11 protein-coding genes are annotated in these 14,778 nt (G+C 49.7%); 1 reads left to right on the forward strand and 10 read right to left on the reverse strand.

All coding sequences use genetic code 11. The annotated features are described in order from the left end of the window. Positions 1-259 precede the first annotated feature (259 nt). The 4 genes from hutH to NQU17_06965 all read right to left on the reverse strand — a co-directional run bounded on the left by hutH (position 260) and on the right by NQU17_06965 (position 8,225). Positions 260-1,789 carry a histidine ammonia-lyase gene (hutH, locus tag NQU17_06950; GenBank protein UUM13288.1) on the reverse strand — a complete coding sequence of 510 codons (1,530 nt, stop codon included), beginning with the start codon at positions 1,787-1,789 and terminating at the stop codon, positions 260-262. Between the two features lie 55 nt (positions 1,790-1,844). Further along, entirely contained in the window at positions 1,845-3,152 is a 1,308-nt protein-coding gene (locus tag NQU17_06955) for a sodium:proton antiporter (GenBank protein UUM13289.1), read from the reverse strand. A gap of 176 nt (positions 3,153-3,328) precedes the next feature. Beyond that, a complete protein-coding gene (locus NQU17_06960) occupies positions 3,329-5,356 on the reverse strand; it encodes a urocanate hydratase (protein UUM13290.1) in 2,028 nt (675 codons plus the stop codon). Between the two features lie 166 nt (positions 5,357-5,522). Further along, complete coding sequence (locus tag NQU17_06965) at positions 5,523-8,225, reverse strand: hypothetical protein (GenBank protein UUM13291.1); 2,703 nt, start codon at positions 8,223-8,225, stop codon at positions 5,523-5,525. A 144-nt stretch (positions 8,226-8,369) separates the two neighbouring features. Between NQU17_06965 and NQU17_06970 the strand changes: the two genes are divergently transcribed. Continuing rightward, complete coding sequence (locus NQU17_06970; GenBank protein ID UUM13292.1) at positions 8,370-9,455, forward strand: Xaa-Pro peptidase family protein; 1,086 nt, start codon at positions 8,370-8,372, stop codon at positions 9,453-9,455. A 195-nt stretch (positions 9,456-9,650) separates the two neighbouring features. Here NQU17_06970 and ygiD read toward each other — a convergent pair whose 3' ends face one another. The 6 genes from ygiD to NQU17_07000 all read right to left on the reverse strand — a co-directional run bounded on the left by ygiD (position 9,651) and on the right by NQU17_07000 (position 14,612). Next, positions 9,651-10,412 carry a 4,5-DOPA dioxygenase extradiol gene (gene ygiD, locus NQU17_06975; GenBank protein ID UUM13293.1) on the reverse strand — a complete coding sequence of 254 codons (762 nt, stop codon included), beginning with the start codon at positions 10,410-10,412 and terminating at the stop codon, positions 9,651-9,653. Between the two features lie 190 nt (positions 10,413-10,602). Beyond that, positions 10,603-11,406 carry a hypothetical protein gene (locus NQU17_06980; GenBank protein UUM13294.1) on the reverse strand — a complete coding sequence of 268 codons (804 nt, stop codon included), beginning with the start codon at positions 11,404-11,406 and terminating at the stop codon, positions 10,603-10,605. Between the two features lie 288 nt (positions 11,407-11,694). Continuing rightward, a complete protein-coding gene (locus NQU17_06985) occupies positions 11,695-12,348 on the reverse strand; it encodes an SIMPL domain-containing protein (GenBank protein UUM13295.1) in 654 nt (217 codons plus the stop codon). A gap of 214 nt (positions 12,349-12,562) precedes the next feature. Next, positions 12,563-13,543: a lipoate--protein ligase gene (locus NQU17_06990; protein ID UUM13296.1), complete on the reverse strand. Its 981-nt coding sequence runs from the start codon at positions 13,541-13,543 to the stop codon at positions 12,563-12,565. Next, the gene (gene lipA, locus NQU17_06995; GenBank protein ID UUM13297.1) at positions 13,540-14,415 is read right to left on the reverse strand and encodes a lipoyl synthase; all 876 of its coding nucleotides are present in this window, start codon (positions 14,413-14,415) and stop codon (positions 13,540-13,542) included. The genes NQU17_06990 and lipA overlap by 4 nt, the downstream gene beginning before the upstream one ends. A gap of 2 nt (positions 14,416-14,417) precedes the next feature. After that, the gene (locus NQU17_07000) at positions 14,418-14,612 is read right to left on the reverse strand and encodes a lipoyl domain-containing protein (protein ID UUM13298.1); all 195 of its coding nucleotides are present in this window, start codon (positions 14,610-14,612) and stop codon (positions 14,418-14,420) included. Between the last annotated feature and the right edge of the window lie 166 nt (positions 14,613-14,778).

The raw sequence follows: 14,778 nt of genomic DNA on the forward strand, positions 1-14,778 counted from the left end.
CCCCAACCAAAATTACTTCAAGAACAAGACATCCTAAGCTGCTCGATCAAATACCCCTTTATTTTGAATATTATCCATCAAGGAGTTCAACCCGATCATCTGCGTTCACGGCTAATTCTTCGTCTGATAGCCGAAAGGCTATCGGGGGAATGATATTCCTCTGAAAAAGAAATCAGTCGCAACCCATTAGAATTACGACCGATTTCCACTTATTTTACAGTATCGCTTACCAGCACTTTGGGTAAAGAGCCGGAGCTAATTAATTCAGTGTGATCTGGAGTTCGTCCAGCGCCTTGACCAGCTCATTGGATTCAATGAGTTTTTCCATTTTATCAATGTCATAGTACATTACGCGGTCTTCACCAAGTGTGTCCACCACAGAACGTGCCTTGTCATAGAATGCCTGGGTTCCCTTGCCAAGTCCCTTGTTGCCGCGCAGATCCAGTGCCTGGCACGCGGTCAGCAGTTCCATGGCGAGAACTTTCCGGGTATTGCCCAGGATTTCTCTGGCCTGTCTGGCAGCGATGGTACCCATGGATACATGGTCTTCCTGATTGGCGGAAGACGGAATGGAATCCACAGAAGCCGGATGCGCCAGGACTTTGTTTTCAGAAACCAGGGAAGCCGCCGAATACTGAACGATCATGAAACCGGAGTTGACTCCGCCGCGCTCGGTCAGGAATGCCGGCAATCCATTGGATAAAGTCGGGTTAACCAGACGTTCCACTCTGCGTTCTGAAACGTTGGCCAGTTCTGCCAGACCAATCTTCAGGAAATCAAATGGGAGAGCCATCGGCTGTCCATGGAAGTTTCCTCCGGAAACAACGCGCTCTTCATCCACAAAGATGATCGGGTTGTCGGTAACAGCGTTAATTTCATTTTCTACCTTGGACCGAACGTAGTTGAAGCAGTCCAGTGATGCACCGTGGATCTGGGGCAGGCAGCGCAGGGAGTAAGCATCCTGCACTCTCAGTTCCCCCTGCTTGGTGGTGTTGGCAGAGCCTTCAACCAGTTCCAGGAAGTTCTTGGCGCAGCTGACCTGTCCGGCCTGATTACGGATTTTGTGGGTTCCTTCAAAGTATGCATCGGTAATACCGGTAAGAGCTTCAAAGCTCAGCATGGCAATTCCGTTGGCCTGACGAATCAGGTTGAACGCATCCCAGATCGTGTGGGTACCGACGCTGGTCATAACCTGAGTTCCGTTATTCAGTGCGAGGCCTTCTTTGGAAGAAAGTGTAATGATGGGCACTCCGGCTTTTTTCATCGCCTCAGCGCCATCCATCAGTTCTCCCTGATAGTAAGCCTGTCCCTGACCGATCAGGGTCAGCGCGACATGAGACAAGGGAGCCAGGTCACCGGATGCTCCCAGGGAGCCTTTTTCCGGTACATACGGAACCACATTTTCATTCAGCATGCCAATGAGAGATTCCAGAGTTTCCAGACGGATTCCGGAGAAGCCCTTGGACAGTGCATTGACGCGCAGCAGGATGATGCCGCGGACAATGTCCGCCGGGAATGGTTCACCCACGCCACAGCAATGGCTGGTAATCAGATTTCTCTGGAGTGCTTCGGTTTCATCCTGATCAATGCTGACATCACTGAATTTACCAAATCCGGTAGTGAGTCCGTATACAACGCGGTGTTCACTGACAAACCGGTCCACCAGTTCTCTTGCTTTCAGTACGGCCTGCTTGGATGCGTCGGTCAGACCAACTTTCCGCATGCCTCTGGTCACACTGATGAAATCTTCGATGGTCAGCGAGCTGCCATCCAGGAGTAATTTTTCCATTGTAATTTACCTCTTTTCAAATTCGAAAGGCCAGTGGCCAAGATATTTTGTTCTGTTACAGAAGGAAGGCTGCCGCAAAGGTTCCAAATACGATCAGCGGGATATTGTAGTGAAGGAAAGTCGGAACGCAGGTATCCCAAATGTGGTCGTGCTGTCCATCGGCATTGAGTCCTGATGTGGGTCCCAGCGTCGAGTCAGAAGCCGGTGATCCGGCATCACCCAGCGCGCCGGCAACAGCAATCAGGCTGGCAATGGCGAGGGGGGAGAAACCGAGCTGAGCGGCCAGGGGAACGAAGATGGCAGCGACGATCGGAATCGTTCCGAAGGAAGTTCCAATTCCCATAGTGACGACAAGTCCAATGAGCAGGATGATGAATGCCGAGATGACTTTGCTGCCGCCCATGATCGCAACAGAAGCGTTAACCAGTGAGGGTATGCCGCCTGTCTCACGCAGGACATTGGCATATCCGGCAGCTACCAGCATAACGAAAGCAATGAAGCCCATGAGTCCGATACCGGAGTTCATGATCTTATCCAGTTCGCTGAGCTTGAAGGAACCGAACAGCATCATGACAAACAGAGCAGCCAGAGCACCCAGCGGAAGTCCGCCGCCCAGCAGCTGAATCGCGAAGGCCGCGACAGCGCCGACAATGGCACCCCACTGTCCCATGGTCAGTCCACTCTTGGAAAGATCCTCTTCCTTAACTTCTGTGATTTGGACATCGGCATAATTGCGATCTCCGCGGTAGCTGAAGAAAACGGCAATCAGAAGACCCAATACCATACCCAGTCCAGGAACCAGAGTCGCCTTCCAGACATCCATCTGGTTGAAAGGTACTCCGGCTTCTGTCATCGCCTTGGAGACGATGCCATGGAAGATCAGGCCGAACCCAACCGGCAGCATAACATAAGGGGCTTTCAGACCAAACGTCAGGGCGCAGGCAGCGGCGCGACGGTCCAGCTTCATTTTATTGAAGAACAGCAGCAGCGGTGGAATCAGGATCGGAATAAAGGCAATGTGCACCGGAATCAGGTTCTGGGACAGCGAGGAAACACCGGCCAGCAGAAGCAGGAAAATCCACTTGCGCTTAAACTCAATTTTAGACAGTTTTCGTACTAAAAGATCCGCAACGCCGGTGTGGGCAATGGCCATGGCCATGGCTCCCAGCAGAATATAGGATAGAGCAGTTTCAGAAGATCCGCCCATTCCGCCGATCAGATTTTTCATGATATCTGGAATCGGCATGCCGGCAAGAAGACCGGCAACGAGTGCGGAAAGCAGAATTGCGATAAGAACGTTGACTTTGACCAGACACAATACAATCATGACTATAACTGATATGAGCACAGGATTTGTTAGCATGTGAGTTTCCCCCATAAATAAATATTTTGGTGATGCTTGAACAATAAGGTCTGTGGTCGTTTTTTTCTTTTGATGTAAAACCGGATGTCATTTGGATCTTGCTGCAATGCAGGTTCTGATAGCCGGATGGAGAGCACCGGGTGTAACGGGCCGGCGCTCTTCATTCGGAGGTCTGCTTATTCCTGGATCAGGTCCTGAATCTGCTGCTCAACCTTTTCATTGACAAGGTAAGGCAGCGTGATGTGGTCGTGGCCTGCCATGATCTCATTGTATTCCATGGACGTGGTCATGGCGTTTTCATTGCGTGCCCATGCACGTCTTGCCACACCACCCATTACGTCCCATGGCATAGCCGATTTCAATACTTCGTCGATTCGGGCTGAACCATCCAGTACGCAGCCAAAGCCGCCGTTGATTGATTTTCCGATTCCGACTCCTCCCCCGTTATGCAATGCGATCAGGCTCATGCCGCGCGCAGCGTTTCCGGCAAAGATCTGTGTTGCCTGGTCAGCCATGATGTTCGATCCATCCTTGATATTGGATGTTTCGCGGAATGGCGAATCCGTTCCGCCGGTATCGTGGTGGTCGCGGCCGAGCATAACCGGTCCGATTTCACCATTGCGTACCATTTCGTTGAACTTCAAGGCGATATCCCGGCGGCCAAGAGCATCGGAGTAGAGAATCCGAGCCTGGGTGCCGACAACCAGCTTGTTCTTCTCCGCATCGCGGATCCAGACCCAGTTGTCACGATCCTGATAGCGGCGATCCGGATCAATGACTTCCATGGCGGCCATATCCGTTTTTCTGAGATCTTCCGGCTTGCCGGAGAGACACACCCAGCGGAAGGGGCCATATCCAAAGTCAAACAGTCGAGGTCCAAGAATATCTTCCACATAGGATGGCCAGATAAAGCCGTCTTTGTCGTCAATTCCATTCTTTGAAATTTCCATGACGCCTGCATCGTAGATTGCTTTCATGAAGGAGTTGCCATAGTCGAAGAAATACGTTCCGCGGGCAGTCAGAGTTTTGATTGCCTCATAATGTTTCTTCAGCGTCTCATCTACCAGCCCATGGAATTTCTCAGGATCCTCAGCCAACAGTCTGGTGCGTTCTTCAAAAGTTATTCCTGACGGGCAGTAACCTCCGGTGTAGGGTTCATGGCAGGAAGTCTGGTCACTGAGCAGGTCAATGCCGATGTTCTTATCAATGGCATAATACAGCAGATCTACAATGTTTCCATGGAAAGCGATGGATTTGGGTTCTTTGGCTTCCATCGCGGCATAGGCGACCCGGAAGGCTTCTTCGGGTGTCTCCACAACCTGTCCGACCCAACCCTGACTATGACGGGTTGTGATCCGGGAAGCATCAACTTCTGCAATAATACCTACTCCACCGGCGATCTCGACGGCTTTTCCCTGAGCACCACTCATTCCTCCCAGACCGGAGGTGATGAACAGCTTGCCAGCAAGGTTGCCTTCATTGGGAATGCCAAGCACCAGACGTCCGGCGTTAAGCAGCGTGTTGTAGGTTCCATGGACGATTCCCTGAGGTCCGATATACATCCAGCCTCCGGCAGTCATCTGTCCATAGTTCGCTACGCCAAGCGCCTGTGCCCGGTTGTAGTTTTCCAGATCATCGTACATTCCGATCATGAGACCGTTGGTAATAATGACTCTGGGTGCTTCCGGGCGGCTATGGAACAGTCCGACCGGGTGTCCCGAGTAGAGAACCAGGGTTTTATTTTCATCGAGCTGTTCCAGATATTTCTTGATCAGCTGATACTGCATCCAGTTCTGGCAAACAGAACCTGTTTCTCCGTAGGTTACCAGTTCATACGGGTAGAGTGCCACTTCAAAGTCAAGGTTATTGTCAATCATGACCTGGAAGGCTTTTCCTTCAATACAGTTGGATTTGTACTCATCGATGGACTTTCCGTACAAAGCCTCCTTTGGCATGTAGCGATAGCCGTAGATTTTCCCCTTTTCTTCCAGTTCCTGATAAAATTCCTTGGCCATTGCCTCATGATGCTGTTCAGGAATGTAGCGCAGCGCATTCTTCACCGCCAGCAGCTTGTCCGCTTTTGACAGGTTGACAGTCCGCTTGGGTGCACGCCGGATCCCTTCTTTGAATACGGGATATTCCGGTAACGCATCATCCAGACGAATGGTCATCGCATTCTTGATTTGATCGTTGCTCAGATTCATGGGTTCCTCCTTCATTTTTTGCCCGGTTCCGGGAGAATTTTGTTCATTCACCATCATTGTAAAGGATTATCATCATTTTTGCGTCATTTTTCAGGATGCTTCTTAAACATTTACACCGTAAAATCCATAATTTTTTAACAAGTTTATTGTTATTTCCTTAACATCGTCAGTTTTTCTGACGAACGCGCACGGCCTGGGACAATTGGCGAATCAGTTCCTCTTCTCCCTTCCGATGATCTGCTCTGTGATAAATCTGAGCGTTGACGAGATGGGTTCTGGCCTTTCGGCTGTCTTTGCATGAGACGGCAATTAATCCGAGAATTGCTTCCGTTGCCGGCCGTTTCCAATGAGTTCCCAGGATCTGGTATTCAGTCAGTGCTTTTTCGAGAATCCCGGCGGCTTCATCAATTCGGTCGTTCTCCCACAGGAATCGTCCATAATCCGCGTAGAGAATATCCAGACACTTATGGAGTTTCCCGTTCACCAGACCAATGGATTCCTGATAAGCGGCATCCGCTCCCGACAGATCCCCCAGGGTCTTGCGGATATGTCCGATGTAATTCAGTGTACCGGCTCTGGCAAGGAAACCGGTTTTCCGATACCAGGACTGTTTCAGAATATCATCTGCCTGGATCAATTTTTCCAGACCCGCTTCCAGATTGCCGATATTGTATTCATACAGCCCGGACAAGCGAAGAACTTCTGCACGCTTCCTCTGATCCGTCCCCCATTCCATCCGCTCGTTCAGTTCTTCCGCCAGTTTGATATAGCGCCCCATCAGGTCCATATCATCTTTTTGAATGCCATAATGAACCACTTCGATGTACCCTTTCAACAGGTATTCCGGATCATTGGCAAACTTGGAGCGGCGAATCACCTCATGGATCAGTTTAATTCCGTCTTCCCTTTTTCCACCGGCGATTAAGTGCCGGCCCATCAGGTAATTGGAAATCAATTCCATTTTAACGGCATCGGGCCCGCTGGAAGACTCGCAATATTCATTCACCTGCTGCACCAGCGTTTTCAGCTGATCATCATACTGACGGCTGTTTTGGTGGAAATGTTCCGGCAGATCATCCGGTTCAATGTCGGTGGGGTACATCTGATCGAACAGGTTCAAGGTTTGCTCGACTTCGCGCAGATGGTGATACAGAAATTTTCCCGTATGCCGGGCCATTTTCCAATGCATAGCCTGATACTGCGATTCCTGTCGGCGCGACAGATTCAGTCCGGCCGTATTTCCCGCAGCCAGTTCATGAAGATGTGTTCGATAAAAGCCTGGAAGCTGATCATACAGCCACTTTTGCAGTGGGGGGTACTTAATTCGAAGCAGTTCGTTTTCTTCTGACAGCAAGCCTCGCATTAAAAGACTGCGCAATATTTTCATCAGGGAGCCCGGTTCCTGGGTATGGATTCTTAGCATCTGCGGAGTAAAACCTGTGGTGTAAATGGAGCAAGCCTCCAACAGGCTCTTCTCCTCTTCGGAAAGTCCGGCAGTAAGCCGCAGAAACAGTCGCTCCGCCTGGCCGGTGGGGTTCAAATATTCTCTGGCCAGCAGCAGGTTTCCCTGACTGTGTTCATAAACCTCTTCAAAGCGATCTTCACTCCAGACGCGATTATCCTTCTCCACGCAGCTTTGAAGATAATGATGCAGTTCCGCCCGTGACAATAACGGAACTTCGATCTGACTCAAATTGTCGTTTTGAACCAGCAGGGCTATGCTGTCATTTCGTCGGAGAAATTCGCGAGTGGCTTCCAGAATGAAAAAGACCCGATTCTGACTGGATGATAAAAAATCCGTCAGATAGATCAGGCTCTTATTATCGATATATTCTAGATTCTCAATCACGCAGATCAGTGGTTTCTCCGGCAGATGGAGCAGAAGCTTGCGAAAGTCTTCCTGCGCTTTCCCTTGGAATTCTCTCGCCCATTTAAGCAGAAACCCCTCTGGGATTTTCTGATTCGGGCTGTCCAGTCGGATCGAAACAGTCTTTAGATTTAACGGGCCCAGGAAGGACTGAATCAAATCGGTCCGTCCGGAGCCTGGCTCGCCGAAGATGACGACATGTCTCAGACTGGATCCATTCAGAAAGCTTTGGTATTCCTGAGTTAAATTCATTAAAAGACGGGAGCTCTGAAAGCCGGTCACCGGATTCACTTCTGTCTGAACCTTGCGGAATTGAATGAAATCCGCCAGCTTCAAAGTTTCAGGCTCGGGCTCGACCACCAGTTCATCCTTCAGGAGATCCTTCATCCGCTTAAACACAGCCATTGCGTCATTATACTGCTGATTATCCGCATAGTACTGCATTAAGATCCGCAGCGTGTCCTCATCATACGGTTCCGTTTCCAAAATCTGGCGGGCGATGGCTACAATCTCCGGACCGCGTCCCGACTGCTGGACCCGCAGCAGCTGAGCCCGGAGATTGTTCAGCAAAATATTCTGATAAGCGTTCCGGATGGAAAGCAACCAGGATTCATACACCGGGTTGTTTTTCAGGTCTTTGTTCTGCATGAAGATTTGGGATGGATAATCTCTATATTCACCTTTCGCATGGGCTTCCACCAGTTCATCCACGTCCTTGAACAGCAGAATATTCCTGTCCAGCAGGATCTTATCCCGTGTTGAAGCGCTGAACAGATCGAATCCCAGAATCTGACGAATTTCATAGAGACTGTTTCGAAGAGAAGATTTCCCTTTATTCGAATCATGCATCGGCCAAAAAACTGACGCTACTTCATCGCGGTCGACCTCCTCCTGAAACAGAAGATAGAACAGTAGTGCCTCCAACTTGTTCTTTCCCAATGTTTTTTCCTTCTGTTCCACCCAAAGCCTGGGCTCACCGAGGAAATTGACATCTACTTGCATATGTCTCCCCCTATCGTCATTTTTCATTTTTATCTTACACCAATGCTTCGATTTTGCCTATCACCAATGGAAGGAGGTGCTTGGGAATCCAAGTTCCTGTTATAATGAATATGATTTTCATTCATTCACATAAAGGAGACTTCTATGAATCATCCAACTAGATTTGATGCCATTTGTCATTTAATGGAAGAGTATGGTGCCGATCAGCTGATCATATCGGATCCATCCACGATCTTTTATCTTACGGGCAGATGGTTCTCACCCGGCGAACGTCTGCTGGTTCTGCTGATCTCGCGCAGGGGCGATACTATGCTGTTCAACAACGAACTGTTCCCTTTGCCCGAAGATGTTGGCCTTCCGGTTGTATGGTATAAGGATACGGATGATTATCTGTCCCGCCTGGCTGGCGCACTGGACGGAGAAGTCATTGCCGTGGACAAAACCTGGCCGGCTCGTTTCCTGCTTCCTCTGATGTCACTATATCCGGCTGCCCGATACATTGTTGCCTCGCCCATCGCCGATGGTGCCCGGCTGTTAAAAGACCCTTCCGAGCAGGTAGCCATGCACGCCGCCTCCAATCTGAACGACAGTGCCATGCATCTGCTGGCCGAGGAAGTCACAGATGGCGTAACGGAAAAGCAGCTTGCCAGAAGACTCATGGAGATTTATGCGGAGCTTGGGTGCGACGGCCCCTCTTTCACTCCGATTGTCGCCTTCGGGGCAAACGGAGCAGATCCTCACCACGAAACGGATGACTCGGTGATTCAGCCCGGAGATACTGTCATTTTCGATATTGGCTGTAAAAAAGATTCCTACAGCTCTGATATGACCAGAACCTATTTCTTCCGGGAAGTTCCCGAAGAAGCCAGCCGAGTTTATGAAATTGTCCGGCAGGCGAATGAACGTGCCATTGCCCAGGCCAGACCCGGCAATCGATTTTCCGATGTGGATCGGGCAGCCCGAGATTTTATTACAGCTCAAGGCTACGGCCCCTACTTCACGCACCGCACCGGTCACGGCATCGGTATTGATGTTCATGAGCCGGAGGATGTCTCCGGGATCAACGATCATCTTCTCAAACCTGGGATGATTTTCTCCATTGAACCCGGAATCTATATTCCTGGAAAATTCGGTGTACGAATTGAGGATCTCGTACTGATCACGGAGCACGGCTGCGAGGTGCTCAACGAAATCAGCAAGGACCTGACGGTTCTCCCAGCGGCCGAGTAGATTCGAAAAATCCAAAAAGATCCCCATCGGATTATAGGTCATGAGTCAAAATAAAAAGTCATCCTGAACCAAGCAGTGAATGCTTCCCGTCCGGCGGACGGTGAGATCAGGATGACTTTTTTTATTGTCCCCGTAAAGATTGTCTCTCCGGTCTGGTTCAATTCAAGGGAAGCCGTTGTCTTGAGCGGCTCCCTGTTATCCGATCAGATATCCAGTCATTGAGATCGAGCCCAGTTCACAGGACTCGTTGAAGCATTGGACTGCGTCGGAGTGATCGGCAGCCCCCAAAACATAGAGCAGGGGATAAAAATGATCCGGCGTCGGAACGGCCAGCACCGCGGAGGGACCCAGTGCTTTATAATCAGCGATCTGTTCAAACTGCCCTGCCTGGATCATTGCCTTGATTGTGCCGTCAAATTCGTACGCCCAATCGTACCCGCCTGTGGAGTTCCAGTCAATGCGGCGCAGATTGTGAACGATGTTTCCGCTGCCGATGATGAGTATCCCTTCATCTCTCAGCGGTGCCAGTTCATGACCAAGGCCAAGATGGAATGATCCCGTCTGCGTTCCGTCAATGGATAACTGCACAATGGGGATATCCGCATGGGGGAACATCCATTTCAGCACCGACCAGGTTCCATGATCGATTCCCCAGTCCTCGTTGAAACTGACCGTGTCGCCCAACAGTTCTTTCACCCGCTCAGCCAGCACCGGAGATCCCGGTGCTGGATATCTGACTTGATACAGTTCGGGTGGAAAGCCGTACATATCATAGATTTGCTCCGGAGTTTCTTTTGGATTGATTCTTGTGCCTTTGGTATACCAGTGGGCAGACACACACAGGATCGCTTTCGGCTTCAGTTGGCTTCCCAGGCGAATCCATTCCTCCTTGAAGGGATTATCATTGACCGCGTTCATCGGAGATCCGTGTCCGACAAACAAAACTGGCATTTTCATTTTTTATACTCCTTTCATTCGCTGGATCAGAAGACACTTCCGAATCCCCGCGTGCCTTGGTCAGATGGCCGATGTGTATGGAATGAGCCTGACTCCTGTTCCGTGAGAGCAGATGTTTGCTCAACTATTTACAAAACTGTTTGGTTTCACGAATTTCCTGAAGCAGGCTCCCAATGATGTGATTCCTTCTTTAAACTTCAAACTCCTTTGGCAGCTCCGCCCGGAATGGTCCTGTCAGCTTTACCGGTCCGCCCAGAAACAGTTTATTATCCGCCGTCCCTGAAACAGCCAGAATTCCACCGGGTTCGTTGAATTGGATCCTCCACTCCCCAGGATCAGCTTGTTTCAGCCAGGAAGCCAATGCACAGCTGCCTGAGCCGCAGGATGACTCCCAGATATAGGTATCTGTGGATTTTACCCATACCAGTGGGGTCATGAAGTTTTCCGCGGAATCATAGTACATGATGCCAATGGCATCACTGTCGCAGTGCTGTGCCAGTTCCCGAATCAGAGCTTCGGCCGCCGGTTTATCGATGGCTTTGTCAATGACCAGTGCATGAGAGATTCCCTCCATCATTACCAGAGGAATCCGACCGTAGCTGCTGGTCTCCACCAAGTCCATGGATCGAATGGCCGGCATCTGAATCTGTGCAGTCTGCTCAGTCGGATCAGCCATTACCTCCAGCACATCGGCTGCTCCCGAGATTCGGATCCCGACTTTCTTCGCGCCATTCTTTTCCGCTCCGGAGTCTGTCCGGGAGACTGTAAACAAGCCAAAGCTTCGAGCGGCATTCCCACAAAATTCGCCCCCCATCATTTCCAAATGACCGGCGCAATCGGCACACTCTTCCATGAAACCGATCTGTTCCAGCTGATGATCATTGTTTTCCAGTAGAAATGTTGAGATGTCGCGATACATTGACCTGGGCAGAACGGTCTGAACCAACCCTGTCATATTCCCTGCAGGATCTGCCACATAGTAGGTGATTTCCATACGTCCTCCTAGAGTAACTATTGATGATTTTCTAATTCAACTTCACTATTTAAACTTTCTTATTGAAGATTCCCTATTGAAAATTCCCTGTTAAATAGATGTTTCGTTCCAAATGTGCCTGGAACTGTCCGGATGGACACCATGTTACATTCTTGAACCCGGATGCTTCTGCCTTTTCAGCGGGAATACGAGTAGTCAGTCTCAGTCCCTAATCATACTGATTCCTGACTTCACGTTTGATTGAACTACTGGTTGAACCCTGCTTGAGTCCTGGATGGGGTCCTGAGCCTACCCTTTGATTTCCCAGATAAACTCGGCAGAATCCGAAACCGAGATGTCCTGAGGTTCGATGGAAGGAGCCATAGCCCGGTCCATAAGCATTTCTTGCTTGGCCATGTAGGTTGTATTGGAATAGAAGTGGATATCACTCCAGGTATAGTCAATTTCTATCAGTTCTCCCAATTCCACACCGGACGCTCGAGCCAGTACCAGAGCCTTGGATCTGGCATTCTGGGCTGCCTGGATTAAAACTTCATCAATGACGGCATTGCGGTCTTTGATGGAAAACCGGATATCCAGATGGGGATTTGTTCTGCTTTGTGCCACTGCGCTCAAAACAGTGGTAAGGCGTTCCTGTTCCCAGTCAAATTCAAGCTGCAAGCCATGTGAGATCCGGTAACCTTCAAAAATCTGAATATAATTATCCCTGCTGTCCCGTTCGGACCGGTATTGGGTGGTGACATCGAACGTAGTAGTCTTTAGCTGATCCGGTTCGAACCCCGCATTTTTCAGTGTATTTTTCAGTTGATCCACAGAAACAGCTGCCTGGTTCATGGCTTCCTGATAACTTAGATCCAAAGATTCGAGCATGAGATCAAGAATCACCTGATCCGGTTTTCTGCTAACCTGGCCTGTTCCTTTGACAGTGATTTTACGATCCATCGTGTCCACTCCTTGTATTTGATACGATCTTTTCTTCATTATAGTCGATCTTTCAGGATTCAGGTAAAAATAAAGAAGATTCGGCGATGCCGGATCTTCTTTATTCATATACTCTCATTAAATGATCCAATGACTATTAAATCTTTCATCGTACAATCCATCATGGAGAGATCGTGGCCTGTACTGACTTTCGCCGATCGCCCTCAGTCCTTGACTATGACAATATTGTCTCGACAATTTCCTCCACCGTAATGCCGTATATTGATCCTTCCAGTGCATTAGTTCGCATGGCATCCAGCAGAGCTTCTCGCTCCAGCGGCATCCCTGTCATTACCTGTTCCAGCCGTTCCACTTGTTCATTTCCAAAAAAATCACCGCAGAGCTTTGCATGCCTGATCCGGCTTTTTTCAAATTCCAACTGAATGGTAATTTTACCGCCGGCGAACCGCCCTGTCCTGGTCAAAGTAAACTTGGGATTGGCTCCGAAACGAAAAACGTCCGAGCGAAATTTCTCATCAGCCAGCTGCTGGATCTGCCGGCGTTCCTCCCCGGAAAGTTCGTAGGTACTGGTACTCCCGTTCATCATGTACTTCACCATATGCTGTTTAAACGCTTCCGGTTCCATAGCAAAGTCCAGGTGATCCTGAATGTTGGTGACCCGGTCACGAACCGATTTGATGCTCTTTGACAGAATCTTGTGAGGGTCAACCTGCGTACTCCGAACCATTTCCTCAATATTTGTCGAAAACAGCGTGGAACCATGGTGAACGGTACATCCATTCAACTTGAACTGGGCATTGCCTGAAAATTTACGTCCTTTGATTACAAGGTCATTGCGCCCGTTGAATTCACAAGGAACATTCAGTTCGTGCAGCGCTTCAATTACCGGTTTGATATAATCCTGAAACTGGATGTCATTCCCCTGGCTATAATCAATAAAGCTGAACTGCCATCCCCCCAGATCGGTATAGATGGTTCCGCCGCCGCTCAGGCGTCTCACTACCTGGATCTCCTTCTCTCTGGCATACTCCAGATCGATCTCTTCGAAAGTATTCTGGTATTTCCCGATCATCAGGGTTGGCTCCGTCCGCCAGAACAGAAAGACAGTATCCTCCAGTTTTTTTTCACTGGCAAAGTAATATTCTGTCGCAAAATTAAAGTATACATCGGTCGAGCCGGTTTCCACATATATCATTCGCTGATCCTGCTTTCCTGCTTTGCGCAAACCAGGGCTTCCTGAGCCCGATAGGAGGATCGAACCAGCGGGCTGGAAGCGACATACCGGAAGCCCATCGCCGTCGCTTCCGCTTTCAACCGGTCAAATCCGGCGGGTTCGACAAAGCGATCCAGCGGCCAGTGCTCCGCGGAAGGCTGAAGGTATTGACTGATTGTCAGAATATCACAGCCGGTTGAACGGACATCCTTCATCAGTTCGCTGATTTCCAGATCGGTTTCACCCAGACCAATCATAAAACCGGTTTTCGTCAGAATATGAGGTGCGATGGCTTTGCTGTCAGCCAGGATCTGAAGAGATCTCTGGTACTTAGCCTGTGGCCTGATCTTCGGATACAGACGGGCAGCCATTTCCACATTATGGTTTAATACATCCGGTTTGGAATCCAATAGGACGGCCAAGGCTTCCCGATTTCCCAGCAGATCTGAAATCAAGACTTCGGTGGTAACGCCGGGACAGCGTTTCTTGACCTGACGAACTGTTTCAGCCATATGAGCCGCTCCCCCGTCCGGCAGGTCATCCCTGGTTACCTGGGTAATCACGACATGCTCCAGTCCCAGTCGTTCCACCGCTTCTGCCAGATGCAGCGGTTCATCTGGATCCAGTAGGTGAGGCTTGCCGGAGGTAACGTTGCAAAATCGACAGTTTCTGGTGCACTGACTGCCCATAATCATAAAGGTGGCCGTTTTCTTTGAATAGCATTCGCCCAAATTGGGACAATTCGCTTCCTTGCAGACAGTATTGAGCTTCATATCGCGCATCAGTAAGGCAACTTCTTCCACAGCCTCATTGTTAAAAGATACCTTCAGCCACTCCGGTTTTTTTCGCTGCATGGCTACTCGACCTCTGCCAGGATATCGCCCACCTGAACTTCATCGCCTTCTTCCACCAGCTGACACTTCATTGTCCCATCCCAATCAGCTTCAATCTGATTCACAACCTTATCGGTCTCAACCTCAAAAATCGGCTCTCCCTTGACAAAGGCTTCCCCAGGTTCTTTCAGCCAGGCAGCCAGAACCCCTTTCGTCATTTCAGGTCTTAGCTGGGCATCGTTAATTGCTTTTTCATCATGAAATCCTCCTGTGAATTTGAGTTGTATTTTTGAGTGTCATCACGACTGATCGAACAATCCTGGTCAGATTCCTTCTCATGGATCCGAACGGACTGATCGGAATTGCAGAACGGTCAAGGTTCTG

The sequence above is a fragment of the Clostridiaceae bacterium HFYG-1003 genome, assembly GCA_024579835.1.
Classification (GTDB): Bacteria; Bacillota; Clostridia; order Clostridiales; family Clostridiaceae; genus JG1575.

Coding starts and splice junctions, on each gene's coding strand:
- hutH (UUM13288.1), bottom strand. CDS start 1,789: ATGGAAAAATTACTCCTGGATGGCAGCTCGCTGACCATCGAAGATTTC.
- NQU17_06970 (UUM13292.1), top strand. CDS start 8,370: ATGAATCATCCAACTAGATTTGATGCCATTTGTCATTTAATGGAAGAG.
- NQU17_06960 (UUM13290.1), bottom strand. CDS start 5,356: ATGAATCTGAGCAACGATCAAATCAAGAATGCGATGACCATTCGTCTG.
- NQU17_06980 (UUM13294.1), bottom strand. CDS start 11,406: ATGGAAATCACCTACTATGTGGCAGATCCTGCAGGGAATATGACAGGG.
- NQU17_06990 (UUM13296.1), bottom strand. CDS start 13,543: ATGATATATGTGGAAACCGGCTCGACCGATGTATACTTTAATTTTGCG.
- lipA (UUM13297.1), bottom strand. CDS start 14,415: ATGCAGCGAAAAAAACCGGAGTGGCTGAAGGTATCTTTTAACAATGAG.
- NQU17_06985 (UUM13295.1), bottom strand. CDS start 12,348: ATGGATCGTAAAATCACTGTCAAAGGAACAGGCCAGGTTAGCAGAAAA.
- NQU17_06965 (UUM13291.1), bottom strand. CDS start 8,225: ATGCAAGTAGATGTCAATTTCCTCGGTGAGCCCAGGCTTTGGGTGGAA.
- NQU17_07000 (UUM13298.1), bottom strand. CDS start 14,612: ATGACGAAAGGGGTTCTGGCTGCCTGGCTGAAAGAACCTGGGGAAGCC.
- ygiD (UUM13293.1), bottom strand. CDS start 10,412: ATGAAAATGCCAGTTTTGTTTGTCGGACACGGATCTCCGATGAACGCG.
- NQU17_06955 (UUM13289.1), bottom strand. CDS start 3,152: ATGCTAACAAATCCTGTGCTCATATCAGTTATAGTCATGATTGTATTG.